Genomic DNA, 24,971 nt, shown 5'->3' on the forward strand with positions numbered 1-24,971 from the left:
TGATGGTCAATTCCTTTTCTACAACATAGAAAGGAGGAGGTTGTCTTGTGGAAATATACAGCAAAAAGAATTGTTGAAATGATACCAATATTAATTGTTATTTCAATCTTAACATTCTTGTTTATCCATTTAATACCAGGTGATCCTGCACGATTAGTAGCTGGTAAGGATGCCACGTTAGAAGATGTTGAAAATGTACGGCATGAGTTGGGTTTAGATAAACCCATTCTTAAACAATACGTGGATTATATGAAAAATCTGTTGACGGGTGAACTTGGAACATCCTTAACAACTGGATTACCGGTAATTGATATGTTTAAAACAAGGTTTATGCCTTCCCTCCACCTTACTTTCCTCTCCATGTTTTGGGCTACATTAATTGGTTTAATGATTGGCGTTTTTTCAGCCATCAATAAAAACAAATGGCCTGATTATTTTGGAATGGTAACAGCGGTTTCTGGTATTTCAATTCCAGGATTTTGGTTGGGACTATTGTTGATTCAATTATTTTCAGTACAGCTAGGATTATTCCCAACAGGTGGATTGGATGGCTTTTCTAGTTATATTTTACCTTCCTTGACCTTAGGGGCAGGCATTATGTCAATGATCGCTCGATTTACTCGTTCTTCCATGCTTGAAACGTTACAAGCTGATTTTATAAGAACGGGGAGAGCAAAGGGATTAAAGGAACATTCCGTGATTGTGACGCATGCATTACGAAATTCCTTAATTTCTGTTGTAACGGTAGCGGGCTTACAATTTGGTTTTCTACTAGGGGGTTCAGTGGTAGTTGAGACGGTATTTAGCTTTCCAGGAATGGGACGTCTGCTAATCGATTCGATTGCATTTCGAGACTACCCTGTCATTCAATCAGCACTGCTGTTATTCGCATTTGAATTTATTGTAGTGAATTTAATTGTTGATGTGCTTTATACCGTGTTAAACCCAAAAATCCAATTAGATTCTTAAGGGAGGGAATAAAATGACTTCACCAACTACTATGCAAAATAGCCAAGTGCAAAAAACACAAAGGAAATACTCTCCTCTTAAAGAATTTTGGAAGTCCTTTAAAAAACAAAAGGCCGCATTGTTTGCAAGTATCTTTATAGGATTGTTAATTGTAGTTGCTTTTATTGGACCTTATATCGCACCGTACGATCCGTTTGAACCGAATTATGATGCTTTATTAGAGGGACCAAGTGCCAGTCATTTGGCAGGAACGGACGAGTATGGGCGGGATATTTTTAGTCGTTTGATAGTGGGAGCGAAAATATCTCTGATGGTGAGCTTTAGTGCCGTATTTTTAGGCTTAATATTGGGGACTGTTTTAGGTTTAATTAGCGGTTACTTTGGTGGTTGGATAGACAAAATCATCATGCGTAGCTGTGATGTATTGTTTTCATTCCCTGATTTATTGTTAGCCATTGCCATTGTCGCATTACTTGGTCCTGGTATTAATAATGTCATCATTGCTGTCATGATTTTTAGTGTGCCATCCTTTGCACGTTTAGTGCGAGGTGCCACTTTGAATGCGAAAGAAAATGTATACGTAGAGGCAGCACAATCAATGGGTGCTTCGCATGTCAGAGTGCTGTGGAAACATATTTTCCCTGAAACGATTAGTGAATTAATTATTTTCGTCACAATGCGTATCGGAACAGCTATTTTAGCAGCTTCTAGTTTGAGCTTTTTAGGCTTAGGTGCCAGCCCTGAAATGCCTGAGTGGGGAGTTATGCTAAGCAGTGGCCGTGACTACTTAGGGACATCTTCTCATGTAGTTATTATGCCGGGTATTGCCATTTTTTTAACCGTACTAGCATTTAACTTAATAGGTGATGGATTACGAGATGTATTAGATCCAAAAATTAAAAATAATTAAGGAGAATGCCTATGACAGAACATGTATTGCGAGTAAGTGACTTAGAAACGTCCTTTACGCGTGATAAAACAGAAATCAAAATTTTAAGAGGTGTCAATTTTTCAATCCATAAAGGAGAGATACTAGGCTTAGTTGGAGAATCGGGTAGTGGAAAAAGCTTGACGTCATTATCCATCATGCAATTATTTCATGGTACTACAGGTAAAATAGTGAATGGCTCTATTCATTTCAATGGAGAGGATTTAACGAAAATGTCTGAATCAGAAATTCGGAAAATTCGTGGTAAGCAAATGGCGATGATTTTCCAAGAGCCTATGACTTCTTTAAATCCTGTTTTAAAGATTGGTAAGCAGTTAATGGAAGCAATCGAAATGCATTTGAAGCTGCCAAAGAACGAAAGTAAACATCACGCCATCCAAATGTTAAAGAGTGTAGGCATAGGAAGGGCAGAGGAAATCATTCATGAATACCCGCATCAGCTATCAGGAGGAATGAGACAGCGAGTAATGATTGCTATGGCAATGGCCTGTCAGCCCAAGCTACTTATTGCTGACGAACCAACTACTGCGTTAGATGTAACGATACAAGCTCAAATATTAGAGTTAATGAAAAAGTTAAAGGAAGAACATGAGACGGCTATTTTACTGATTACACATGATTTGGGGGTTGTTGCTGAAATGTGCGATAAGGTAGTCGTTATGTATGCAGGGCAAGTTGTGGAGGAAGCAGACGTCTTTGAACTATTCGCTAGCCCTAAACACCCGTATACAAAAGGTTTAATTGCATCAGTACCTAAAATAGGAGATAAAAAAGAAGTATTAGATTCTATCAATGGGCAAGTGCCGTCCCCGCAAAATATGCCAAAAGGTTGTAAATTTGCTCCACGATGTGATCATGCGATGTCTATATGTCATCAGGAAAGTCCACCGACATTGAAAATTTCAGCTACACGTCAATGTAGCTGCTGGCTATATGCGAAAAAGGATGTGGAAGCTAATGTCTAACAGTATTTTAAAAGTGGAAAATTTAAAAAAGAGTTTTCAGATAGCAGGTGGACTATTTCAAAAAAGGCAACATGTTAATGCCGTAATAGATGTTTCCTTTGAAATAGAAGAGGGTACGACATTTAGTCTAGTAGGAGAAAGTGGTTGTGGAAAATCTACCACCGGCAGATTAATCACTCGATTAATAGCACCAACAAGTGGAAGTATCGTTGTGGATGGAAAAGAAGTAGCTACTGCAAAACATTCAGACTTAAAGCATTTAAGGCGAACTGTTCAAATGATTTTTCAAGATCCCTATGCTTCATTAAATCCGAGAATGAAGGTAAAGGAATTAGTTGGGGAGCCTTTAGAAATTCATACAAAACTTTCAAAAGCTGAACGTGAAAAGCTTGTACTCGAAATGCTTGAAGTGGTTGGATTAAATGCTGAACAGGCAGATCGCTATGCACATGAGTTCAGTGGCGGACAAAGACAGCGTTTAGGCATTGCACGTGCTTTAATAACAAAACCAAAATTAATTATTGCTGACGAGCCTGTGTCTGCATTGGATGTGTCGATACAATCGCAAATTTTGAATTTATTAAAGCAATTGCAGCAGGAATTTAAAATATCCTATCTCTTTATTTCTCACGATTTAAGTGTTGTAGAACATATAAGTCATTATATTGGTGTCATGTATTTAGGAACCATTGTTGAAATTGGACGAAAAGAAACCATATTTAATGATCCTAAGCATCCTTATACGCAAGCTCTTATTGCTTCTGTACCAATTGTAGACCCAACGTTAAGAAAAAAGAAAAAAGTGTTAATAGGTGATATTCCAAACCCTAAAAATCCGCCAAGTGGTTGTACCTTCCATACAAGGTGTCCCCTTGCATCAGATATATGTAAGCAAGTCATTCCGGAAATGAAAAAAATGAACGAAGAACAAAGTGTTGCATGTCACTTTGTCAATTAATAGAGAGGTGTTCACAAATGAAAGTAGGATTAAGCACATATAGTATGGTCAAAAAAATGAAGCAGGGAGAAATGAATGTTCTTGATGTTCTACAGTGGGTAGCTGACAACGGAGGACAACATGTCGAATTAGTGCCCTATGAATTTACTGTTGTAGATAACTATGAACTGGCATCTCAAATTAAAAAGAAAGCAGCGGAGCTAGGATTAGAGCTATCGGCCTATTCCCTACCTGCTAACTTTATCCATGATACAGAGGAAGCTTTTTTAGAAGAAGTTGAACGCTTAAAAAAACATGTTGATGTAGTACATCATATGGGGATTAGCATTATGCGCCATGACGTTACACTCTTTACTTTACCAAAGGAGCAAACAACCATTCATTATTACAATGACCATTTTGATGAAATGGTTAGAGGCTGTCAATTGATTGCAGATTATGCGAAACAATTTAATATCACGACAACGATTGAAAATCATGGCTTTAATGTTCAAACAAGTGATCGTGTACAGCAATTAATTCATGCGGTTAACAGAGATAACTTTAAAACGACCTTAGATGTAGGAAATTTTTTATGTATTGATGAAGAACCTCTAATCGGTGTCATGAAAAATATTTCTTATGCTGCTACAGTGCATTTTAAAGATTTTTATATTCGTCCTTTTTATGAAAATCCAGGAGATGGCGAATGGTTCCGCACTGTTCATAACAATTACATCAGAGGAGCGATTGTTGGACATGGTGATCTAAATATACGAGAGATTATAAAGCTTGTTAAAGGCTATGGCTACGATGGTTATATTGTGGTGGAGTTTGAAGGTATGGAAGATTGTCAAGTTGGTTCAAAAATAGGGATGGATAATGTGCGTCGTTTATGGGACGAATGCAAGCTCTAAAGGGGGGAAGAACATGAATAAATTAAAAGTTTGTGTAATCGGTACAGGTTCTATTTCCGATTATCATTTAGGCTCCTATATGAAAAATCCAGCGGTTGAGTTATATGGTGTGTATGATGCCTCTATTGAACGAGGCAAAGCAAAGGCTGCTCAATTTGGAGCAACCCATGTTTTTTCTTCTAAGGAAGCGTTATTTGCAGACAAAAATGTAGATGCTGTAAGCATTTGTACATGGAATAATACACATGCCGAATTAGCCATTCTTGCTTTAGAAAATGACTTACATGTGCTTATCGAAAAGCCTTTATCCATGACCTATGCCGAGGCTTTAAACATTCAAAAGGTTGCAGAAAAACATCGTAAAATATTTCAAGTCGGCTATGTAAGACGTTTTGCAACAAATACCAAAGTACTCAAACAATTTATTGACGATAACAAATTGGGGGATATTTATTATGCTAAAGCTTCTTGCCTCAGAAGGTTAGGGAATCCAGGAGGCTGGTTCGCAGAGATTGATAAATCTGGTGGAGGCCCATTAATTGATTTGGGTGTCCATGTGATTGATATATGCTGGTATTTAATGGGTAGACCAAAAGTAAAACGTATAACTGGTCATACCTACAATCAATTAGGAAATAGAAATCATATTGAAAATTTATCCTTTTATAAAGCAGCAGACTATGATGCTACTAAAAATACAGTAGAAGACTTAGCGAATGCTCTTATTACATTTGAAAATGGGTCATCACTAATGGTGGACGTTTCTTATACGCTCCATGCCATAAAAGATGAAATCAGTATTAAATTATATGGCACAAACGGTGGAGCAGAACTAGAGCCTGAGTTGAAAATTGTAAGTGAGGAGCATAACACCATTTTAAATATTTATCCTCAAATTAATGATTTAACCTTTGATTTTGCTACAGCCTTTCAGAATGAAATCAATACGTTTGTTGATTGCTGTCTTCATCAATATGATTCAGTTGCACCTGTGGAGGATGGAGTAGAAATTATGAAAATTTTAGAGGGAATTTATATTTCTGCAATGCAAGGAAAGGAAGTCGTTTATTAAAATGATGAAATTGACCAATGGGATTGGCGTCATTGTAGACAGCTTTAGATTACCTATTCGTGAAGGATTGCAAAAAGCAAAAGAGGTTGGTGCACAAGGTGTGCAGATGTACGCAGTTTCAGGTGAGCTAGATCCAGATCATTTAAACGCTGCACAAAGAGCAGAATTGAAGCAATATATTTTAGATTTAGGGCTTGAGATTTCTGCATTATGTGGTGATTTAGGAGGGCACGGCTTTCAAGATAAAAATGAAAATGCCTGGAAAATAAAAAAATCGAAGGAGATTCTGCAATTAGCAAAAGACCTTGGCACATCGATCGTTACGACCCATATCGGCATCATTCCTGAAAATGAGAATGATCCAATCTATCAAACGATGCTAGAAGCCTGTGAAGAATTAGGGCAATTTGCTACATCATTAGATGCTTACTTTGCGATTGAAACAGGGCCAGAAACGAGTAGAACTTTAAAGGAATTTTTAGATAAGCTTTCGACAAATGGTGTATCGGTTAATTTTGATCCTGCCAATATGGTAATGGTAACGAATGATGACCCTGTAGCTGGCGTTAAACTTTTAAAGAATTATGTTGTACATACACATGTGAAGGATGGCATTCAATTACAGCCAACGAATCCAAAAGATGTGTATGGGTACTTAGGATACGATTCTGGAACATCTCATGATAAAATAGAAGAAATGGTGGAAAATGGAGAGCTTTTCAGAGAACTTCCATTAGGTCAAGGGGATGTCAATTTCGAGCTTTATTTTTCAGCTTTGCATGAAATCGGATACAATGGCTATTTAACTATTGAACGAGAAGTGAGATCAAATCCCGAAAAAGACATCAGAGAAGCTGTACAGTTCATAGAAAAGTTTAAATAGGGGTTGAATCAAATTTGAAAAAGCAAGATCAAGTACAAATGAGAAGACAAAATAAATATATTGTGCTTGACGCAATCAGGCAGATGGCGCCAATTTCAAGAATTCAATTATCAAAGTATACAAAAATGAGCCCTACGACTATTACCCGTATCGTTCAGGAGCTAGAAGCGGAAGGCTTTATTCTTGAAGGAGTATCGGAAGAAACAGCTATTGGTAGACGTCCCACATTAATTCATATGCGTGGAGACGCCTTATACACTATAGGGATAGAGATTGATTGTTTTACTATTCGAATTGGTATATTAGATTTTTTAGGGAAACTTATTGCTTTTCAGGAAATCAAATGCAGCATCAAGCATCAGTATGAAGAAGCTGTACATCTACTAAAACGTTCAATAGTTAATATCATGACAGAATATCAAATTGCTCAGGAAAAATTATTAGGCATTGGAATAGGGATTCCAGGAGTAATTAATAACGAAGAAGGTATGATCGTTTCTTCCGAGCAATTGAAATGGGAAAACTGTCATATAAGAGAAGATTTAAATGGTATTTTTAGTTGTGAAGTCATTGTAGATAATGAATTAAAAATGCAAATCATTGCTGAAATCGGTGATATCTATACACCCCTTTATTCAAATTGCATATTAGTCGGCATTGGAACAGGCATCGGAGCAGCCATATTACTAAACGGAGAAGTGTATCGTGGTATTCAAAATAAAGCAGGAGAGATAAGTCATATTACGATAAATCCATTTGGTGAAATGTGCCACTGTGGTAAGAGGGGTTGCTTATCGATGTATATTTCAGAAGTTACTTTGCTAAAAAGAACACCCCAAAATCTTAATATACAATCAATAGAAGAAATCTTACAATGTGTGGATCAAGGTGAGCAATGGGCAGTAGATATTCAACAAGATGTAGCCACTTTTCTAGCTATCGCCATCAATAATTTAGTTTGTTTATACGAACCAGAGGCTGTCATCGTCAGTGGAGAAATTATTGAGCACAATGTAACATTTCAGAAACTACTTAGTGAAAAATGCAAACAGTATATATGGAAAGAACTACAGCCTTATTTTGATTTGCAGTTTTCAAATCAATTAAAAGAGGGAGTTGTCAAAGGGGCGGCATTACAAGCACAAAAGCAGCTGCTGTCTGTTTAAAGAAAGGTTGGTTGATTCGTGGCTTACTCAGAATTTTTGAAGGAGTATCGTTCAGGATTAATGGAAAATGTGCATTATGGACAAATGAGTGCTGTGAATCTAACAAAGGGAGAATTCGTTTCTGTTGGCCAGGATTATGAGCCTGTGTATTTTCGTTCTGCAGCCAAACCATTTCAAGCCATTCCAATTTTCATGACTGATTTTATAGAAAAGTACGAGATTACTTCAACAGAAAGTGCCTTATTTTTGGCGTCACAAAGAGGGGAATTTTATCATCAAGAGGCGCTGGTCTCATTGTTGGAAAAGATCCCTGTTAATGAAAATGATTTAATATGTGCAGCTTCATATCCATTAAATGAGGAACCAAAAACGCAATATATACAACAGGGATACGAAAAGAGGCGATTATTTCATAATTGTGCGGGCAAGCATTTAGGATTTTTAACTGCATGTCTTGCAAACGGTTATGATTTCAAGCACTACTATCATCCAGACCATCCATTGCAACAAATGATAAAAAAATACATTGCTTATTTGAGTGAATATGATGAGGGGAAAATTCATACAGGAATAGACGGTTGTGGCGCACCAGTCTTTGCCATTCCACTAAAAAATATGGCAATAGCCTATTTAAAGCTAGCGCGGCCAGAATTAATTGATGATCTACCAATTCGTGAAGCAGTAGTAAAGCTTAGCGCAGTCATGAATCAAGAAAATCATATTATTGCGGCTCAAAACTTTATTTGTACAGCATTATTAAAAGATCCTAATATTGTAGCGAAGGGCGGAGCACAGGGCGTATACTGTTTTGCCTTGCGAAATGAAGGAGTAAGTTTTGCTTTGAAAATTATGAATGGCTCAGAAAGTCCGTGGCCGAATGTAATTGCTTCTGTATTGGAACAAATTCAGTATACAAATCAAGAAACGATTGAGCGTATTAAAGCCTTGTCTCCTGCATTTGTGCGTAATGACGCAGGGCAGGAAGTAGGAGAAATTGTTTCTACAATTAAAATCGTATAGAGGTGAAGGTACTTGTATGTTTTGGCAATTGACGGTGGTGGAACAAAAACAATTGCGACAATCTCAACATTTCGTGGGCAAGTTATAGCACTAGCAGAAACAGGTAAAAGTAATCCCACATCTATGAGCTTAGAGCAATTTACGCAGACGATAACAGAACTAATAATTGATTTAAAAAGACAACAACCTTATGATTTTCATCAAATTACGAAGTGCCATGCGGGACTATCTGGCGTAACGGAAAATAATAATGAGGAAATTACCCACACATTATTAACCTCGCTATTACCTGAAGGCTGTCAATTATCACTGTCGAATGATGGGTTGAACGCGCTGTATGCTGGTACATTAGGTCAGTCTGGCATTGTACAGATTTCTGGTACAGGTGCAATTACATTAAGTATAGATTCGTCTGGCAGAGTTGAGCGTACGGCAGGATGGGGCTATATTTTTGATGATGAAGGCAGTGGCTATGATATTGGTATTCGCACATTAAAAGCGGTGTTTAAAGCATTTGATAAAAGAGGACCAGAAACGAGCCTCACATCCGCAGTATTAAATTATTTTCAATTACAATCCATTCCACAAATAATTGAAATTGTTTATGGAAAAGGACATCCGAGAGATACAATCTCTCCTTTAAGTAAGATTGCCATTGATTGCGCTAAAAGAGGTGATGCTGTAGCGAACACGATTCTGGATCAAGTGTGCCATGTTTTTTATCAAAGTATAGATGCTTGTTACAAAAAAAATCCGTTTTCAGATACGCGTGTCAAAGTCGTGCTAGCTGGTGGAGTTTTTAATGAGTTGACGTTATTTATTGAAAAATTAGCCTCCATTGATAAAAATAATAGCAATCAGTATGACTTTATGGGTGCTTATAGCCTACCAGTTGGCGGTGCCGCATTAGCCGCATTAAAACTACCTAATAATGAAGCGAAAATATTTATCGATCAATATAATGCTAGTATTAAGGAGTTTTTAACTAATTAATCCCCCCTTTTAATTTAGCAAGTAGAGAATAGGAAGGTCTTTTCTCTACTTGCATTTTGTTAGTCCTCTACTTTAAACATATTACCTTTATATGACTTATGAATAGTCATAACAATTCCCATAAGCATGATGTTCGATAATATTGATGATGAAGGAGCTTAATTTACCCTACTGGAGTGGACAAAAAGACAGCTAATCCCACCTAGAAGAAGAAAATGAACTACTAAACTTACATCCAACCTCTTGAGTTGAGACAAATATAATACCTCCATTCTTTATTAATACGATAAACGTTTGGAATGCATGGAAGGTTACGGTGGCAGAAATAGTATAATTAAGGATCAATGGTAGGGAGTTATTTGTGTGGTAAATTACCTATATAAAACTAGATAATGGGCATAAATTCTTAATTCTTCTTGCAATCTTTACAAAAACATAACACTGGCTTTATATCTTCATACTATCATTATTGGTAAGAGTTGGAGGAGGAGCCAGGGATCATGCATTTTTTCCGTTTCATAAAGGTGAAGGACAAGTTACTTGTACTCATGATTGTTTGTGTATTATCGAATGTATTGCTGGGTGTGTTTAGTGTGGATTATTTAAGGAAGATGTCGTGGCATGCAAGTGAGAGTTACACACAGGGACTTGTCCCAATCGGTTGGCTGAATGAGCTAGAAGAATCACAGCGTCAATTAGATTTTATCGTAGATGCTCAGGGTGACTATCAAGAAATGACGGTTATTTTAAAAGAGATGGCACAGCCTTTAAAGCAATTGGATAGCCAAGAAATTGATAAAAAAATGAGTCATCAAATTAAAAAATTTAAATCCTTGCTGAAGAAGCAAGGAGAATTGATTGAGAGTTATAAGCAATTGAACCAAGGTGAGCTAGAGCAGTTCTATTCGCTAACATTTCTACCAATAAGTCAGGAAAGCCATACATTATTAGAAGAAACACAAAATTATTTGGTTGAAAAAGCGAAGGATCAACAGAAGTATTATCAACAAGATGTGCAATTTGGTTATTGGTTACTAGGTGGCGTATGCTTAGCGGTGGTGTTGCTTGTCATTCTGATAGGATTTATCGCAACTAAGGCAGTCAATGTACCAACACGTCAATTGAAATCATTATTAAAACGAGCAGAACAAGGCGATTTCACTGCGAATGCAAGTTATGTTGCCCATGATGAGCTTGGTGAGGTAGTACTGTCTTACAATCAAATGGTCACAGAGGTAAAACACCTACTCCATACTGTAACGGACAGCGCCTATGAAGTAGAAGAAATGACAGGTAAATTGCAAGGATCCTCAGAGCAATCATCAACAACAACGTTAAAAATAGCAAAAGATGTACAATCTATTTCAGATTCAACGGCTGCTTCTACTAGTAAATTGGCTTCCAATACAGCTTCTTTAGAGGAAGTTTTAAATGATGTACAAGTCATTTTAGAAAAAGTGCAGGTCGTGGAAAGCTTTGCGCATCAAACAGCAAGAGATGCTGAGAGTGGAACTGAAATTGTACAGGCTAATTTAATGCAAATGCAGGTCATTAAGCAGGCCGTAGAAAAGTCGAATACAGCTATCTTTAACTTGGTTGAGCGTGCCTCATCAATCGATCAAATGATTGAGGTCATAGAAAAAATAACAGCACAAACCAACTTACTAGCGTTAAACGCATCCATTGAAGCAGCAAGAGCAGGAGAACATGGAAAGGGGTTTGCGGTTGTAGCCAATGAGGTGCGGAAGCTTGCGGAACAAACAGTCCAATCAACACAAACGATTACATCCATTGTACAAAACATCCATTTAGATTCGAGCTATGCAGTACAAATGATGGAGGGCGTGTTGTTGGCTACTGAAAAAGGTGTTGCCGTAACAGGACAAACAGCGACAAGTTTTGATCAAATTTTAGAAAAAGTACATACAATCAAGCCTTATATGATGGAAGTATCTGCTACAGTTCAAGAGATAGCCACTCACACCCAAAAGGTGAGTGAGGATGCGGTTATGTTAACAGCTATATCGGATACGAATGCCGTATCCACTAAGCATGTTGCTACATTAACAGCAGATCAATTAACAGCTCAACAACAATTCCATAATTACATTAAAGAATTGCGCAAAGTATCAAAAGTTTTGCAAATTGCTGTTAAACGTTTTTCAATCTAATTTAATATTAAAGAATAATGTTGAAAAGGAGTCTTTTTTGCGGAAATTAGCAAAGAAGGTTCTTTTTTTGCGTGGTTACAAAACTAGTTTATGAAAGATTTAATTTTTTGTATTTTTGAGGTGTACAATTGTATTTTTTATATTTTTGTAGCACAATATTTTTTGAGTGCTCATATACTGGAAGTAAGGGATTGTATGTTCCTTTTAATGAATATTATTAATATAATTGTTGTATTTTCAAAACGAACACATTATAATGAGTTTCATTGAAAGTGTTATTAAATCAATGTTTATCAATATATATTTGTACTTTCAGCAAGTACAATTGTTCATATGTGGAGGTTTTGAGAAATGAAAAAGATTATTGTTACTGGGGCACTTGGTCAAATTGGTTCTGAGCTTGTAGAAAAACTTCGTGGTATTTATGGAGAGGACAATATACTTGCTACAGACATTAGAAAGCTTGAACATACTAAGGGCCCATTTGAAATATTGGACGTGACAGATGGACAAAGAATGCACGATTTAGCAAAGGACTTTGGTGCAGATACGATGATGCATTTAGCAGCATTACTATCAGCCACAGCTGAAAGAAATCCATTGTTAGCTTGGAATTTAAATATGGGCGGTTTAATGAATGCATTGGAAGTTTCTCGTGAGTTAAATATGCAATTTTTCACGCCAAGTTCAATTGGAGCATTTGGTCCATCTACACCGAAGGAAGATACACCGCAGGATACTTTGCAACGTCCAACAACTATGTATGGTGTAAATAAGGTAGCGGGTGAATTATTATGCGATTATTACTTCAATCGTTTTGGTGTTGATACACGTGGTGTACGTTTCCCTGGATTAATTTCTTATGTAACACCTCCAGGTGGTGGTACAACTGATTATGCAGTAGAAATTTTCTATGAAGCAATTGAGCAAGGTAAGTACACATCTTATATTCAGGAAGGTACGTTTATGGATATGATGTACATGCCAGATGCCTTACAAGCTATTGTAGATTTAATGGAGGCAGATGGTAGTAAGCTCGTTCATCGCAATGCCTTTAATATTACAGCGATGAGCTTTGAACCATCACAAATCGCAGCTGAAATCAAGAAGCATTTGCCAAATTTCACAATGGATTATCAGGTTGATCCAGTGCGTCAAGCGATTGCAGACAGTTGGCCAAACTCTTTAAATATTGACGCAGCTCAAAAAGAGTGGGGCTTCAAAGCAGAGTATGATTTAGCCAAAATGACGATAGATATGTTAGAAAAACTAAAAATGAAACTGCATAAAAAGGCAATTTCCTAATCGTTAAAGGAACGGATGTAGAATTAGTCTACATCCGTTTTTTATGTGTCTGTAAAAGAGAATTGTTGGAATATATTAATTAAATTATGAAACCAAAATAGCTAAGCTTCGATATAGTATTGCCGAAATATACCCTCGATTATTGGCATAGTTAAAAGAGCGCTTTCCTTTTATGGAAGTCGCTCTTTTATTGAATTATTTAGTTAACATGTGGAAAACCTGTTCCACGTCTTTATCACCACGACCTGAGATATTAATAATAATGCTTTCTTCAGATGATAAAGTTGGTGCTAATTTTAGAGCATGTGCGACCGCATGTGAGCTCTCAAGGGCAGGAATAATCCCTTCAACCTTCGAAAGTACTTGAAATGCCTCAAGGACTTCTTTGTTTGTCACAGTCACATACTCAGCACGGCCAATTGTTTTTAAATGACTATGTTCTGGACCTGCTCCAGGGTAATCTAAACCAGCAGCTATTGAATAGGTTGGTAGTGGATTGCCGTCTGCATCCTGTAATACTAAGCATTTGAAGCCATGTAGCTCTCCGGGCGAACCTTCGTTTAATGTAGCAGCTTGATCTGGCTCTATTCCAATAAGACGAACCTGTTCATCTGCAATGTAGTCTGCAAATGCTCCAATGGCATTACTGCCACCGCCAACACAGGCAAGGATCGCTGCGGGTAGCTTTCCTTCTTTTTCTAAAATCTGTTCACGACTTTCGCGACTAATCACAGATTGGAAGTGTTTAACCATTGATGGGAAGGGATGTGGCCCAACTGCTGAACCTAATAAGTAAAACGTTGTTTCATAGTTTTCGACTAAGTCAGCGAATGCTTCATCAACTGCATCCTTTAGGCGACCCTGTCCTTTATCAACCGCTACGACTTTCGCGCCAAGAAGCTCCATGCGAAACACGTTCAATGCTTGACGTTTTGTATCCTCTAAGCCCATATAAATAGTGCAATCCATTCCAAACATGGCACAAGCAGTCGCAGTTGCTACACCATGTTGACCTGCACCTGTTTCGGCAATAACGCGATTTGCCCCCATACGTTTGGCTAGTAAAATCTGTCCCAATACATTATTAATTTTATGTGAGCCTGTATGGTTAAGATCTTCACGTTTTAAATAAATTTTTGCGCCACCCAATTGCTTTGTTAAATTTTCTGCAAAATAAAGTGGGGATTTACGACCAACATACTCACGGAAATAGTAATCCAATTCTTTTTTAAATTCTTCATCATCTTTAAACTTTTGGAAATGCTCATCTAGAATAGTTAAGACATTTTGAAGCTCCTTTGGAACAAAGCTTCCGCCAAATTCTCCGAAATAACCTTTTTTCTCTACTACTTTACTCATCTTTACTCGACTCCTCTATGCTAATTTTTCCATAAAAAAAAGCCACTCTAATCCTCTTAAAAAGGACGAGTAACCGTGGTGCCACCTTCATTCGCAATTTTTGCGCGCTTTCTTACTCCGATAACGGGGAGTGAATCGGCCTTACATTTAATAAGGCTGCTCTGAAGTCCATTCACAAGTATCTACTACTGGTTTGCACCATTCACCAGCTCTCTGAAAGTAACCATGCTTGCTACTACTCTTCTTCCTTGCATTTATATTAGAAAGAATTGTAGTTTATTTTCAGAATAGTGTCAAGAAAAAAAGACGAATCTAAAAAGACTCGTCTGTTAAATCAAATGATGAAAGTGAAGGCGTTTATTGAGTGCATACATAATCGGTGCACCAACAGCTAACACAACAAATTCACCTGCCGCCACTGTTAGCCAAGTCCAGAAGAATGGTAGTTCTAAGGCCAAATTCAACTCGAAGGCAATAATAAACATTGTGCAAGTAAATAATAATGTATTAATAATTAAACGTGCCCAAATATTTTTGACATATTTACAGATTAAAATGAACAGTCCAAGTGTAATCATCGAATGACCAACACCAAACACTAAATCGTAAATGCCAAGTGGTGAAAATAGATTAGAGATCAATACACCAATAATGATCCCTACGGCAAAGCGTGGGTTAAAGGCAACCAAATGGTTAAACATTTCAGATACACGGAATTGTACCTCTGTAAAACCAAACGGTGCAACAAGCATTGTCACCGCAATATATAGCGCTGCAATAATACCACTTGCTGCTAAAAATTTTATCTTCATATTCATTTCTCCTTAGTTTTTTTGCGTGGGATGGTTACGAACCACGGTGCTTTCACACAAGATAATATTTTATTATAGATATCTAGCAGAAGTCAAATGTCAGACTTTTTGTCTATATGACACACTTCGTAAAATTGTCATAAATATTTTTTACTATTTTTTAAAAAGAAAGCAATTAACTAAAATAGCGTAGTTTAGCGGTTTAAAGCGGCGAATTGAATGAAAAACTAAAATGTTTCGTGAGTTTTAAAAGTCAGAACATTCATAATGTTGTTGACGGAGCTTGATAATAACGATAATATAGCGATACATTCACACTTTGTTTGGATAAAGTGTGATAGATATTGAGAATATAATCGGGGGGATTATTTGTGAAGAACAGTGTAAAAAAGCTTTCATTCCTTCTTTTTGGATTAGTGTTACTACTTGCTGCTTGCGGTAGTAGCGGATCTAGTTCAACAGATTCAAAAGGGAATGAATCAAACAATGCAAGTGAGAGCGGGAATACAGAGGATAAAACATATAAAATCGGGATTACTCAAATTGTAGAGCATCCATCATTAAACGCAGCAACGGAAGGCTTTAAAAAGGCAATTGAAGATGCTGGCTTAAAAGTAGACTACGATCCACAAATTGCACAAGGAGATAACAGTCTTAACACAACGATTGCTAACAATCTAGTAAGTGCAAACGTAGATTTAATTTTTGCTAACTCCACACCTTCTGCACAAGCAGCGGCAACAGCCACAAGTGATATTCCAATTATCTTCACATCTGTCACAGATGCTGTTGGTGCACAGTTAATCGAATCAATGGAGAAGCCAGGAAAAAATGTTACAGGAACAATTGATTTACATCCTGAAACGATTTCTAAAACAGTCGCATTCCTAAAAGAGCTTGGCGCCAAAAAAGTAGGGATGGTCTACAATGCTGGTGAGCAAAACTCTGTTGCACAAGTTAAAGAAGTGAAAAAGGTGATGGATGAACAAGGCTTAACAGTAGTAGAAGCGTCAGCATCTACTTCGGCAGATGTAAAACAAGCAACAGAATCACTAATTGGTAAGGTAGAGGCTTTCTATATTATTACTGATAATACAGTAGTTTCTGCTTTAGAGTCTGTTATTGATGTTGCTAATACAAATGAATTACCACTTGTTGTGGGAGAGCTAGATTCTGTTGCACGAGGCGGTTTAGCTGCTTATGGTTTTGAATATTTCGATATCGGTTACGAGGCTGGTCAAATGGCTGTGAAAATTTTAAAAGGTGAAGCAACACCTGCCGAGACGCCAGCACAATATCCACAAAATCTGAAACTATTAATCAATAAAAAAGTAGCGGACGATTTAGGAATTGAAATAAAAGATTCTTGGGGTGCAGAACTTCTAGAAAAATAAATGGAAGCGGGGGAGAACTATCCCCGCTTTATCTTCATTTATAAGCAGTAGAAATAATAAAAAGATTTAGGAGATGATTCAACGATGTTTTTAGCATTATTTGGCGCAGTGGAGCAAGGAATCATCTATGCAATTATGGCACTTGGTGTATATTTAACGTTTCGGGTGTTAGATTTTCCGGATTTAACGGTTGATGGAAGCTTTGTAACAGGGGCGGCAACTGCAGCAACAATGATTTTGCTTGGCTACTCCCCAATCTTAGCGACTTTAGTGGCAATTGTTGCTGGATTTATTGCTGGATGTATGACAGGAATTCTTCACACGAAAGGAAAGATTAATCCACTATTATCAGGGATTTTAATGATGATTGCGTTATACTCGATTAACCTGCGCATCATGGGGTTAACTGCAGAAAATACGATAGGTCGCCCGAATATTCCACTACTAAACTCAGAAACGATTTTTTCAAAGTTTCAAGCATTTTGGAGTGATTTAGGGATCGATGCTGCTCTCAATAACCTATTAAAAGGCATGGGCTTTCAGCATGTACCAAATACATGGAGTGTGCTGATAGTCGTATTAATCATCACGATTTTAATTAAGTTAATAGCAGACTGGTTCTTGAAGACTGAGGTCGGGCTAGCTATCCGAGCAACTGGTGATAATAAACGAATGATTCGTAGCTTCTCTGCAAATACAGATACACTTATCATTTTAGGGCTTGGACTTTCCAATGCGCTTGTCGCATTTTCTGGAGCTTTAATCGCACAATATTCGAAGTTCTCCGATGTTAGTATGGGGATTGGTATGATTGTCATCGGTCTTGCATCGGTTATTATTGGTGAAGCTATTTTTGGGACAAAGACCATTATCCGTACAACTTTTGCAGTCATTGCAGGAGCTATCATTTACCGTATTATTTTAGCATTAGCATTACGTGTAGATTTCCTTGATTCAGGAGATATGAAATTAATTACGGCTATCATCGTTATTTTGGCGCTGATCTTACCACAATTTATCAATAAGAGTAAGGAACGTAAACGTAAGGCGAAGCGTGCTGCAGAGCTGTCACGAGTAAAAACAGTAGAGCAAGGAGGAAAAGGTCTTGCTTAAATTACATGGTATTAATAAGGTGTTTAATGAAGGAACACCAGATGAAAAAATTGCACTAGCAGAGATTAATCTACACTTAAAGCCAGGTGATTTTGTGACAATCATTGGTAGTAACGGTGCAGGGAAATCAACGATGATGAATATGATTTCAGGCGCCTTAACACCTGATTTTGGCACAGTTTCTATTGATGGTAATGATGTCACGAATTTGCCTGAATATAAACGCTCTCAATACATTGGTCGTGTGTTCCAAGACCCAATGGCGGGAACAGCTCCTACGATGACAATTGAAGAAAACTTAGCACTGGCCTATTCACGAAATAAGGGTAGAGGACTGCACATCGGTGTGGACAAAAAGCGTCGTACCTTGTTCAAAGAATCATTAGAAATGCTTGGTTTAAATCTGGAAGATCGGCTTTCTGCAAAAGTAGGCTTACTTTCAGGTGGGGAACGGCAAGCATTGTCACTGTTAATGGCTACTTTCACAAAGCCCTCTATTTTATTGCTGGATGAGCATACGGCTGCACTTGATCCATCACGTGCAGAATTAATTACCCGTATTACGAAGTATTTAGTTGAAAAAGATCAGTTAACGACATTAATGGTAACGCACAATATGCAACAAGCTTTGGATTTAGGGAATCGTCTTATTATGATGGACAAAGGCCAAATTATTTTAGAGGTTGCTGAAGACCGTAAGCATGAATTAACGATCCCAGATTTAATGGCCGAATTTGAACGCATTCGTGGGGAAAAAATGAATTCAGACCGCGCTTTATTAGGTTAATGACAAAACGCTCATACACTTGTATGGGCGTTTTTTATAGTGTTAAAAAATCCATCAATAGCATTTTTGTCAATGGTGAAAATGAATGTCCGTTGCAGGCTACTTGATTTCCTGTGGGGGGAATGCCGATCTATCCCACGGGAGTCAAGTAGCCTTCCACTCCAACCCATAAATTGAGCAAAGGGGTTCACTACTGTTAGTATGAAAGAAAATGAAAAGACACATTTGCAGAATAGTTGATTGGAGTGGAGCCGGCGTCACTCCTAGGGGATTTAGCGTCATATAGGAGAAGCTGGAGCGAGTGAAGCGGGGCTATCGGAAGCTGGCGGAACGGAGATTAACCCCTCGCATTGCCAGAATGTCACTTTCCGCAGGTGATATTATTTTTTTCAACAATATATATAACGCTCATGCACTAGTTTGAATGTTTTTTATTTAGGGTAATAAAAACGATTGATAAACTTTATCACAATAAAAAAGTCTCACTTGCTGAGAAGTGAGACTCTTCATTTTAAACGAGTAAGCCAAATAGTTGAATGTCGTTGTTTACTTCTTTGTATTTGAAGCCGAATTCATCCATTCGTGCAAGCAGCCCTTCATAATCCGCTTGATCGCCAAGCTCAATACCAACGAGGGCAGGACCACTTTCTTTATTGTTTTTCTTTGTGTATTCAAAGGTAGTAATATCGTCGTTAGGTCCTACAACGCTTGTGAGGAATTGACGTAATGCCCCTGCGCGCTGAGGGAAGCTGACGATGAAGTAGTAAAGTAAGCCTTCGTGAATAAGCGACTTTTCTTTAATCTCCTGCATCCGTCCAATATCATTATTACCACCGCTAATAATGACCACGACTGATTTCCCTTTAATTTCTTCTTTATAAAAATCAAGAGCTGCCACTGATAGTGCCCCAGCAGGCTCGGCAATAATGGCATGTTTATTATATAGATCTAAAATCGTTGTACAAACTTTGCCTTCTGGTACAAGAATAATGTCGTCTAAATAGCGGCGACAAACATCATAAGTGTGATGGCCGACGCATTTTACGGCAGCGCCATCGACGAATTTATCAATCCAATCAAGAGCCACAGCGCCCCCTTCAGCAAAAGCAGCTTTCATACTGCCAGCACCAGCGGGCTCTACGCCAATAATTTTAGTAGAAGGGGAGAGGTTTTTAACGTAGGCAGAAACGCCAGACATTAAGCCGCCACCACCAATACTGCCAAAGACGTAGTCGATTGGCTCCTCCATGTCATTCATAATTTCTACTGCAACAGTTCCTTGACCAGCAATGACATCGAAATCATCGAATGGATGGATGAATATTTTATCGTGTTCTTCGCAATAGCTTAAGGCGCCTTCAGCAGAGTCATCGAACGTATCGCCTGCTAAAATAATCTCTACAAATTCGCGCCCAAACATTCGCACTTGGTCTATTTTTTGCTTTGGTGTTGTTTGAGGCATAAAAATGCTAGCCTGGATTTTTAATTGAGCACAGGCATAAGCTACACCTTGTGCATGATTGCCTGCGCTTGCACAGACAACACCAGCGTTGCGTGCTTCTTCCTCGATTTTTTTAATTTTATAATAGGCACCTCGGAGCTTGAATGAGCGCACATGTTGTAAATCTTCGCGTTTAAAGTAAATAGTAGCTCCGTATTTCTCGGATAAATAATCGTTTTTTTGTAGTGGTGTATGGACAACTACATCTTTTAAAAAATGATGTGCAATCAGGACATTCTCCACTTGCACGGTTCTAGTATCAGCAACTTCCATAGTATTCATCCTCCGTTATACGTTTAAAACATTTATCTATGATAGCACACTTTATTTGCTTTTGGTGGTTAATTTTTAGTAAATTCTAAATTTTCCGTGTCTATTTTATGATGTAAGCGTTTTATCGAATAAATGATGCCTCGAGCAATTGCTGAAACGTTACTTTTGGGACAAAAAGCATTTGCTGAATCAGGATAAATACAATTCTCATAACAAAAATGGTCAAGCATATACTAGATTAGCTGAGGACAAGTAGGAGGGTAAGTAGTGGAAATCATTCAAGGAATTCTATCTACATATTGGCAATTTTTTGATTGGGCGATGTGGCAGGAAGTATTAATGGACCCTGTATCCTGGGGGCTAATATCCTCATTAATTATTATAGAAGGGCTACTGTCAGCGGATAATGCACTTGTATTGGCAGTTCTTGTTAAACATTTACCAGATAAACAACGAAAGCGGGCATTAATGTACGGTATGCTAGGTGCCTATTTTTTTAGATTTTTATTTATTGGTATAGGTGTTTATCTTGTGGAATTTTGGTTTATTAAAGTGTTAGGTGCATTATATTTAGGCTGGCTCTGTGTAGCTCATTTTCTTCAAATTGGGAATGAGGATAGCGTGAAGGAAGTGAAAAAATCAGGATGGATGGTGCGACTCTTTGGAACCTTTTGGGCCACCGTCATTTCTGTCGAGCTAATGGATATTGCATTTTCGATCGACTCTATCTTTGCAGCCTTTGCCATATCAGATCAAGTGTGGGTACTTTTAATTGGGGGGATGTTAGGCATATTAATGATGAGGACAATTGCAGGTGTGTTTTTAATCATTATCGAAAAAATTCCAGAGCTTGAAGCAACGGCCTTTATTATAATAGGTGTTATTGGCTTAAAAATGCTAGTGAGTGTTGTTAATATTCATATCCCGCATTACTTATTCTTCCTATTCTTGGTGATTGCTTTTTCCATCACAATCATTGTGCATATGATGAAGAGGGTAAGAGCTGCCTAATTAAAAAGTACTGTTCTCCAAAAATGAGAACAGTACTTTTCTTATTGTCGAAAAACAGTCAATTGACAGATAGAAATGGATTTCCGTTGCAGGCTACTTGCTTCCCTTTGGGCGAGCGTCGAGCTGTCCCACCGGAGTCAAGTAGCCTTCCACTCCAATCCACAAAAGTGTTACCTTTTTAGCAAAGATTTTCAAATAAAGTAAAGGTGTTCACTACTCTTTTATGAGATGTTGTCACTCATCACTTCTCTACATTGAAAATAAAAGCTTATCCCCTCTAAGAATAAAGGTAATGGGCGATCGGATCGCTATGCTACTATGAAAAAAAGTAAAGATACTTTGCAGAATGGTTGATTGGAGTGAAGCGGCACATCAGGACGCTGGCGGAACGGAAATCAACCTCTCACCTTGCAAAGTTGCTTTTTCTGCCATTGACATCATCTTTTTTATTTTACATATTTATCTGGGTCAACAATATAAAACTTTTCAACATTTAGCCAGCTTTCACTCATTGGTTCACCATCATCAATGCGCTTTTCAGTTTCCTGCATCATCCAACCAGTTTGGGATGAATGGGCTTGTAATGCTTTTAATTTGTCCATTTTCATTTCAGAAATATCATAGACAACATGTGGATCACCATTTTTTTCAATTGTATCATTGGCAAAGGCACAGCCTAATACTTGTGGTCGGGCAGCCTTAGGCATTCGACGAACAGCTTCAACTACAGCACGTGCTGTGGCTTCGTGGTCTGGATGGACAGCAAAGTCAGGTAAGAACGTGAAGATTAATGAAGGCATTAGCTCTTCGATTAACCCTTCAACTATTTTTACCATTTTCTCATCGTCTTCAAATTCGATTGTTTTATCTCGTAAACCTAGCATACGTAAATCTTGAATACCCATTGCCTCTGCTGCTGCTACCAATTCTTTGCGGCGGATTTCAGGCAAAGATTCGCGTGTTGCAAAGGGTGGATTACCTAAATTACGTCCCATTTCGCCTAATGTTAAACAGGCATATGTAACAGGTGTATTCATCTTCTTTGTATAGTAGGCGATTGTCCCAGCAACTGAAAAAGCTTCATCATCTGGGTGAGGGTACACAATTAAAATATGACGTTGTGGTTGTAAATTCAAATAGTCGTCCCCCTTAGTAAGTAAATGGCGTTTCGCTAATTTCAAGCGCAATCGCCAGTTTCCCTGAGTAGTCTAGTCCAGCCATTAATAAACGGCCTAAATCATCTAATTCAAAATGTGTAATGCCTTGTGCATAAACCCAGCCGTGAGGTAATTTTAAACCAACACGATGCGGTGCATGATCTACCACTTTAGCAAGCTCATAATTAATCTTAGCATTGCGAATAAAAGCACCTGCATTAAAGAATTTTTCATCATAGTGTGCTGCATAAGATCCATTTGTCGTCTCAAGATGAATATAAACGTCTTTGTTGGCGAAAGAATTCAGCAATTCCTGTAACGTCTCTACCTGCACTTCTTGCATCTTAACACTCCTCTCGATCATTTCTCCTTTTAGTATAGTAAAAAAAATTCGCAAAGGGAAATTGATTGCATTGTTATGACAATTTAATGACTCATGAAAAAATGAATCATTATCTATAATTCTATGATAAGTATTCAAGCAATATTCTTGAAAAAATTATTGTAATGTATCAATATAGGGAGTGTGAAAATAGTATGTACAAAATGTGTCGTTTTGTATTGTATCCGTTTTCACATCCGAAAAGATATTGCAACCATGACTTCTTCCTAATTCGTGTGTGTAGACAGCCCCACCTGTTGAAGGGAGTATTATTTTAGTAATAACGGATTCTATCTTGGTACAATAGATGACGTTCCTTATACAGGTGAAACAGGGTAGCTGTGAAAAGAGGAAGAAAAGTGAAGCTCATTATCATAGTATAGTAAAAAACCGCGATTCTCTTTTATGACGGAGAGTCGCGGTTTTTTGTCTTGATTCAGCAAATGTTTTTTTATACCAAAAGCGAAGCGTCCTATAAAGAGACTACCTCATCTATTGGTTATGTATTTATTAGTATCGATTAAGCTTTCGTTCGATTGTATCTAAACGGTTGTTGACATTTTGTAACTGTTTAAACATTTGCTTCATATAAAGATTTTGATCTTGTGTTTCAGTCGTTTTGGCTTGTGCCAATTCTTCCTCCTCCTGCAGCGCTAATATTGTGGCAAGGGTGGATAATGAGTAACCAAGTGTTAATATAATGGAAGCAATTACTTCAACTTTTGAAGAGGTGATTTCTCCAGCTAGTAAACCTGATTCTTCCGTTAAGTCCTCTGCCTTGTTTTTTTTCATCTTTTCCCCTCCCATACAGCTAATATATGGGATATGTAGCCCTAACGTATCTTGTCCACTTTTTATCTTTAGCAAGCAAATGATTCATCATGAACAGAGTGTTTACCATTGATAATTTTTAAAAAGGATGTCTCCAAAATTCTTTGAGACATCCTTTCTATGTTAAATTTCAGTTACTGTTACTGGAGGAGCACCAAAGCGAGATTTCGCTCCATGCATGACTGGTCCTACATATTCATTTAGCGCCCAGCCATGGGCAATGGCAGCAGATACAAATTCTTTCGCTTCAATGACAGAATCTTTAATAGAAAGACCGTTAGCAAGGTTGGCTGTTACAGAAGCTGCAAATGTACAACCAGCGCCATGATTATAAGTAGACGCGACCTTTTCCGATTCTAATAAGAAGAATGTTTCACCGTCGAAGAAAAGGTCTGTTGCTTTTTCAGTAGCTAATGCTTTTCCACCTTTAATGACAACAGCCTTAGCCCCTAGTTCGTGAATTTTACGAGCAGCAATTTTCATGTCGTCAATGTTTTTTGGTGTACCTGTGCCAGCTAATTGTCCTGCTTCAAAAAGGTTTGGTGTTGTTATAGTTGCTAGTGGTAGAAGATGTTGCACCATAGCATCAGTATTTCCAGGATTCAGTACTTCATCGTCACCTTTACATACCATAACAGGGTCGATGACGACATTTGAAGTGCCAGATTTTGCGATAGCTTCTCCAGCGATACGAATAATCTCTTCTGTTGAAAGCATTCCTGTCTTAATGGCATCAATTCCTGTTGAAAGGGCGGTATCAATTTGTTTTTGAAGAAGCTTTGTTGGCAATGGTGTGACGTTATGTGTCCAGCCATTCGGATCCATTGTTACGACTACTGTTAAAGCCACCATCCCATATGTACCGTGCTCCTGGAATGTTTTCAGGTCAGCTTGCATACCTGCGCCACCTGATGTATCTGAACCAGCAATTGTTAATGTTTTTTTTAGAGTCATCTGAAAGATCTCCTTTAGCATTGAGAGTTGTAAAATTACCATCTAGTATA

At 37.8% G+C, this 24,971-nt stretch carries 23 protein-coding genes, 1 riboswitch and 1 other annotated feature; of the genes, 16 read left to right on the plus strand and 7 right to left on the minus strand.

Annotated features, from left to right (window positions below; genetic code table 11):
* Positions 1-45: 45 nt before the first annotated feature.
* The 12 genes from nikB to MHI04_RS02385 all read left to right on the plus strand — a co-directional run bounded on the left by nikB (position 46) and on the right by MHI04_RS02385 (position 13,347).
* On the plus strand, positions 46-969 hold the full coding sequence (gene nikB / locus MHI04_RS02330; protein WP_058843625.1) for a nickel ABC transporter permease: 924 nt from the start codon (positions 46-48) through the stop codon (positions 967-969).
* 13 nt (positions 970-982) lie between these two features.
* A complete protein-coding gene (locus MHI04_RS02335) occupies positions 983-1,879 on the plus strand; it encodes an ABC transporter permease subunit (protein ID WP_342535318.1) in 897 nt (298 codons plus the stop codon).
* 11 nt (positions 1,880-1,890) lie between these two features.
* Positions 1,891-2,883 (plus strand): ABC transporter ATP-binding protein, encoded by a 993-nt coding sequence (locus MHI04_RS02340; RefSeq protein WP_342504154.1) that lies wholly within the window; start codon positions 1,891-1,893, stop codon positions 2,881-2,883.
* Complete coding sequence (locus MHI04_RS02345; protein ID WP_342504153.1) at positions 2,876-3,841, plus strand: dipeptide ABC transporter ATP-binding protein; 966 nt, start codon at positions 2,876-2,878, stop codon at positions 3,839-3,841. The genes MHI04_RS02340 and MHI04_RS02345 overlap by 8 nt, the downstream gene beginning before the upstream one ends.
* Before the next feature lie 17 nt (positions 3,842-3,858).
* Positions 3,859-4,737, plus strand: a complete 879-nt coding sequence (locus MHI04_RS02350) for a sugar phosphate isomerase/epimerase family protein (protein ID WP_058843629.1) — start codon at positions 3,859-3,861, stop codon at positions 4,735-4,737.
* 13 nt (positions 4,738-4,750) lie between these two features.
* Positions 4,751-5,809: a Gfo/Idh/MocA family oxidoreductase gene (locus MHI04_RS02355; protein ID WP_058843630.1), complete on the plus strand. Its 1,059-nt coding sequence runs from the start codon at positions 4,751-4,753 to the stop codon at positions 5,807-5,809.
* 1 nt (position 5,810) lies between these two features.
* Positions 5,811-6,692: a sugar phosphate isomerase/epimerase family protein gene (locus tag MHI04_RS02360; protein ID WP_342504152.1), complete on the plus strand. Its 882-nt coding sequence runs from the start codon at positions 5,811-5,813 to the stop codon at positions 6,690-6,692.
* Positions 6,693-6,706: 14 nt separating this feature from the next.
* A complete protein-coding gene (locus tag MHI04_RS02365) occupies positions 6,707-7,858 on the plus strand; it encodes an ROK family transcriptional regulator (protein WP_342504151.1) in 1,152 nt (383 codons plus the stop codon).
* Between the two features lie 18 nt (positions 7,859-7,876).
* The gene (locus MHI04_RS02370) at positions 7,877-8,878 is read left to right on the plus strand and encodes an asparaginase (RefSeq protein WP_058843633.1); all 1,002 of its coding nucleotides are present in this window, start codon (positions 7,877-7,879) and stop codon (positions 8,876-8,878) included.
* Between the two features lie 12 nt (positions 8,879-8,890).
* Positions 8,891-9,871, plus strand: coding sequence for a BadF/BadG/BcrA/BcrD ATPase family protein (locus tag MHI04_RS02375; RefSeq protein ID WP_342504150.1), 981 nt, complete (start codon positions 8,891-8,893; stop codon positions 9,869-9,871).
* Between the two features lie 500 nt (positions 9,872-10,371).
* Entirely contained in the window at positions 10,372-12,042 is a 1,671-nt protein-coding gene (locus tag MHI04_RS02380; RefSeq protein ID WP_271912321.1) for a methyl-accepting chemotaxis protein, read from the plus strand.
* 351 nt (positions 12,043-12,393) lie between these two features.
* Entirely contained in the window at positions 12,394-13,347 is a 954-nt protein-coding gene (locus MHI04_RS02385) for an L-threonine 3-dehydrogenase (protein WP_141903905.1), read from the plus strand.
* 195 nt (positions 13,348-13,542) lie between these two features.
* Here the strand turns inward: MHI04_RS02385 and trpB are convergent, their stop codons facing one another.
* Both trpB and MHI04_RS02395 read right to left on the minus strand, forming a co-directional pair.
* Positions 13,543-14,706 carry a tryptophan synthase subunit beta gene (trpB, locus tag MHI04_RS02390; RefSeq protein WP_036117429.1) on the minus strand — a complete coding sequence of 388 codons (1,164 nt, stop codon included), beginning with the start codon at positions 14,704-14,706 and terminating at the stop codon, positions 13,543-13,545.
* Between the two features lie 58 nt (positions 14,707-14,764).
* Positions 14,765-14,964, minus strand: a binding site (T-box leader).
* Between the two features lie 71 nt (positions 14,965-15,035).
* Complete coding sequence (locus MHI04_RS02395; protein ID WP_036117427.1) at positions 15,036-15,518, minus strand: QueT transporter family protein; 483 nt, start codon at positions 15,516-15,518, stop codon at positions 15,036-15,038.
* A gap of 6 nt (positions 15,519-15,524) precedes the next feature.
* Positions 15,525-15,569: riboswitch (PreQ1 riboswitch) on the minus strand.
* A gap of 320 nt (positions 15,570-15,889) precedes the next feature.
* Between MHI04_RS02395 and MHI04_RS02400 the strand changes: the two genes are divergently transcribed.
* The 3 genes from MHI04_RS02400 (at position 15,890) to MHI04_RS02410 (ending at position 18,812) form a co-directional block, all read left to right on the plus strand.
* Positions 15,890-16,912: an ABC transporter substrate-binding protein gene (locus MHI04_RS02400; RefSeq protein ID WP_036117426.1), complete on the plus strand. Its 1,023-nt coding sequence runs from the start codon at positions 15,890-15,892 to the stop codon at positions 16,910-16,912.
* Between the two features lie 84 nt (positions 16,913-16,996).
* A complete protein-coding gene (locus MHI04_RS02405) occupies positions 16,997-18,025 on the plus strand; it encodes an ABC transporter permease (protein ID WP_036117424.1) in 1,029 nt (342 codons plus the stop codon).
* On the plus strand, positions 18,018-18,812 hold the full coding sequence (locus MHI04_RS02410) for an ABC transporter ATP-binding protein (RefSeq protein WP_036117422.1): 795 nt from the start codon (positions 18,018-18,020) through the stop codon (positions 18,810-18,812). The genes MHI04_RS02405 and MHI04_RS02410 overlap by 8 nt, the downstream gene beginning before the upstream one ends.
* Before the next feature lie 511 nt (positions 18,813-19,323).
* On the opposite strand, the gene ilvA is transcribed toward MHI04_RS02410, so the two are convergent.
* The gene (gene ilvA / locus MHI04_RS02415) at positions 19,324-20,586 is read right to left on the minus strand and encodes a threonine ammonia-lyase IlvA (RefSeq protein WP_342535319.1); all 1,263 of its coding nucleotides are present in this window, start codon (positions 20,584-20,586) and stop codon (positions 19,324-19,326) included.
* A gap of 267 nt (positions 20,587-20,853) precedes the next feature.
* On the opposite strand from ilvA, the gene MHI04_RS02420 reads away from it, so the two are divergent.
* The gene (locus MHI04_RS02420) at positions 20,854-21,597 is read left to right on the plus strand and encodes a TerC family protein (RefSeq protein ID WP_036117400.1); all 744 of its coding nucleotides are present in this window, start codon (positions 20,854-20,856) and stop codon (positions 21,595-21,597) included.
* Positions 21,598-22,043: 446 nt separating this feature from the next.
* Here the strand turns inward: MHI04_RS02420 and bshB2 are convergent, their stop codons facing one another.
* The 4 genes from bshB2 to thiD all read right to left on the minus strand — a co-directional run bounded on the left by bshB2 (position 22,044) and on the right by thiD (position 24,921).
* Positions 22,044-22,733 carry a bacillithiol biosynthesis deacetylase BshB2 gene (bshB2, locus tag MHI04_RS02425; protein WP_036117397.1) on the minus strand — a complete coding sequence of 230 codons (690 nt, stop codon included), beginning with the start codon at positions 22,731-22,733 and terminating at the stop codon, positions 22,044-22,046.
* Positions 22,734-22,746: 13 nt separating this feature from the next.
* A complete protein-coding gene (locus tag MHI04_RS02430) occupies positions 22,747-23,097 on the minus strand; it encodes a YojF family protein (RefSeq protein ID WP_036117395.1) in 351 nt (116 codons plus the stop codon).
* A 549-nt stretch (positions 23,098-23,646) separates the two neighbouring features.
* Positions 23,647-23,928: a hypothetical protein gene (locus tag MHI04_RS02435; protein WP_058844322.1), complete on the minus strand. Its 282-nt coding sequence runs from the start codon at positions 23,926-23,928 to the stop codon at positions 23,647-23,649.
* 162 nt (positions 23,929-24,090) lie between these two features.
* Complete coding sequence (thiD, locus tag MHI04_RS02440; RefSeq protein WP_036117391.1) at positions 24,091-24,921, minus strand: bifunctional hydroxymethylpyrimidine kinase/phosphomethylpyrimidine kinase; 831 nt, start codon at positions 24,919-24,921, stop codon at positions 24,091-24,093.
* Positions 24,922-24,971: the final 50 nt, after the last annotated feature.

Source organism: Lysinibacillus sp. FSL K6-1151 (genome assembly GCF_038630755.1).
Classification (GTDB): domain Bacteria; phylum Bacillota; class Bacilli; order Bacillales_A; family Planococcaceae; genus Lysinibacillus; species Lysinibacillus fusiformis_D.

Excerpts from the sequence above, each read along its gene's own strand:
- MHI04_RS02335 (WP_342535318.1), top strand. The coding sequence starts at position 983 with ATGACTTCACCAACTACTATGCAAAATAGCCAAGTGCAAAAAACACAA.
- MHI04_RS02340 (WP_342504154.1), top strand. The coding sequence starts at position 1,891 with ATGACAGAACATGTATTGCGAGTAAGTGACTTAGAAACGTCCTTTACG.
- MHI04_RS02345 (WP_342504153.1), top strand. The coding sequence starts at position 2,876 with ATGTCTAACAGTATTTTAAAAGTGGAAAATTTAAAAAAGAGTTTTCAG.
- MHI04_RS02350 (WP_058843629.1), top strand. The coding sequence starts at position 3,859 with ATGAAAGTAGGATTAAGCACATATAGTATGGTCAAAAAAATGAAGCAG.
- MHI04_RS02355 (WP_058843630.1), top strand. The coding sequence starts at position 4,751 with ATGAATAAATTAAAAGTTTGTGTAATCGGTACAGGTTCTATTTCCGAT.
- MHI04_RS02360 (WP_342504152.1), top strand. The coding sequence starts at position 5,811 with ATGATGAAATTGACCAATGGGATTGGCGTCATTGTAGACAGCTTTAGA.
- MHI04_RS02380 (WP_271912321.1), top strand. The coding sequence starts at position 10,372 with ATGCATTTTTTCCGTTTCATAAAGGTGAAGGACAAGTTACTTGTACTC.
- MHI04_RS02385 (WP_141903905.1), top strand. The coding sequence starts at position 12,394 with ATGAAAAAGATTATTGTTACTGGGGCACTTGGTCAAATTGGTTCTGAG.
- trpB (WP_036117429.1), bottom strand. The coding sequence starts at position 14,706 with ATGAGTAAAGTAGTAGAGAAAAAAGGTTATTTCGGAGAATTTGGCGGA.
- MHI04_RS02395 (WP_036117427.1), bottom strand. The coding sequence starts at position 15,518 with ATGAAGATAAAATTTTTAGCAGCAAGTGGTATTATTGCAGCGCTATAT.
- MHI04_RS02405 (WP_036117424.1), top strand. The coding sequence starts at position 16,997 with ATGTTTTTAGCATTATTTGGCGCAGTGGAGCAAGGAATCATCTATGCA.
- ilvA (WP_342535319.1), bottom strand. The coding sequence starts at position 20,586 with ATGGAAGTTGCTGATACTAGAACCGTGCAAGTGGAGAATGTCCTGATT.
- MHI04_RS02430 (WP_036117395.1), bottom strand. The coding sequence starts at position 23,097 with ATGCAAGAAGTGCAGGTAGAGACGTTACAGGAATTGCTGAATTCTTTC.
- MHI04_RS02435 (WP_058844322.1), bottom strand. The coding sequence starts at position 23,928 with ATGAAAAAAAACAAGGCAGAGGACTTAACGGAAGAATCAGGTTTACTA.
- thiD (WP_036117391.1), bottom strand. The coding sequence starts at position 24,921 with ATGACTCTAAAAAAAACATTAACAATTGCTGGTTCAGATACATCAGGT.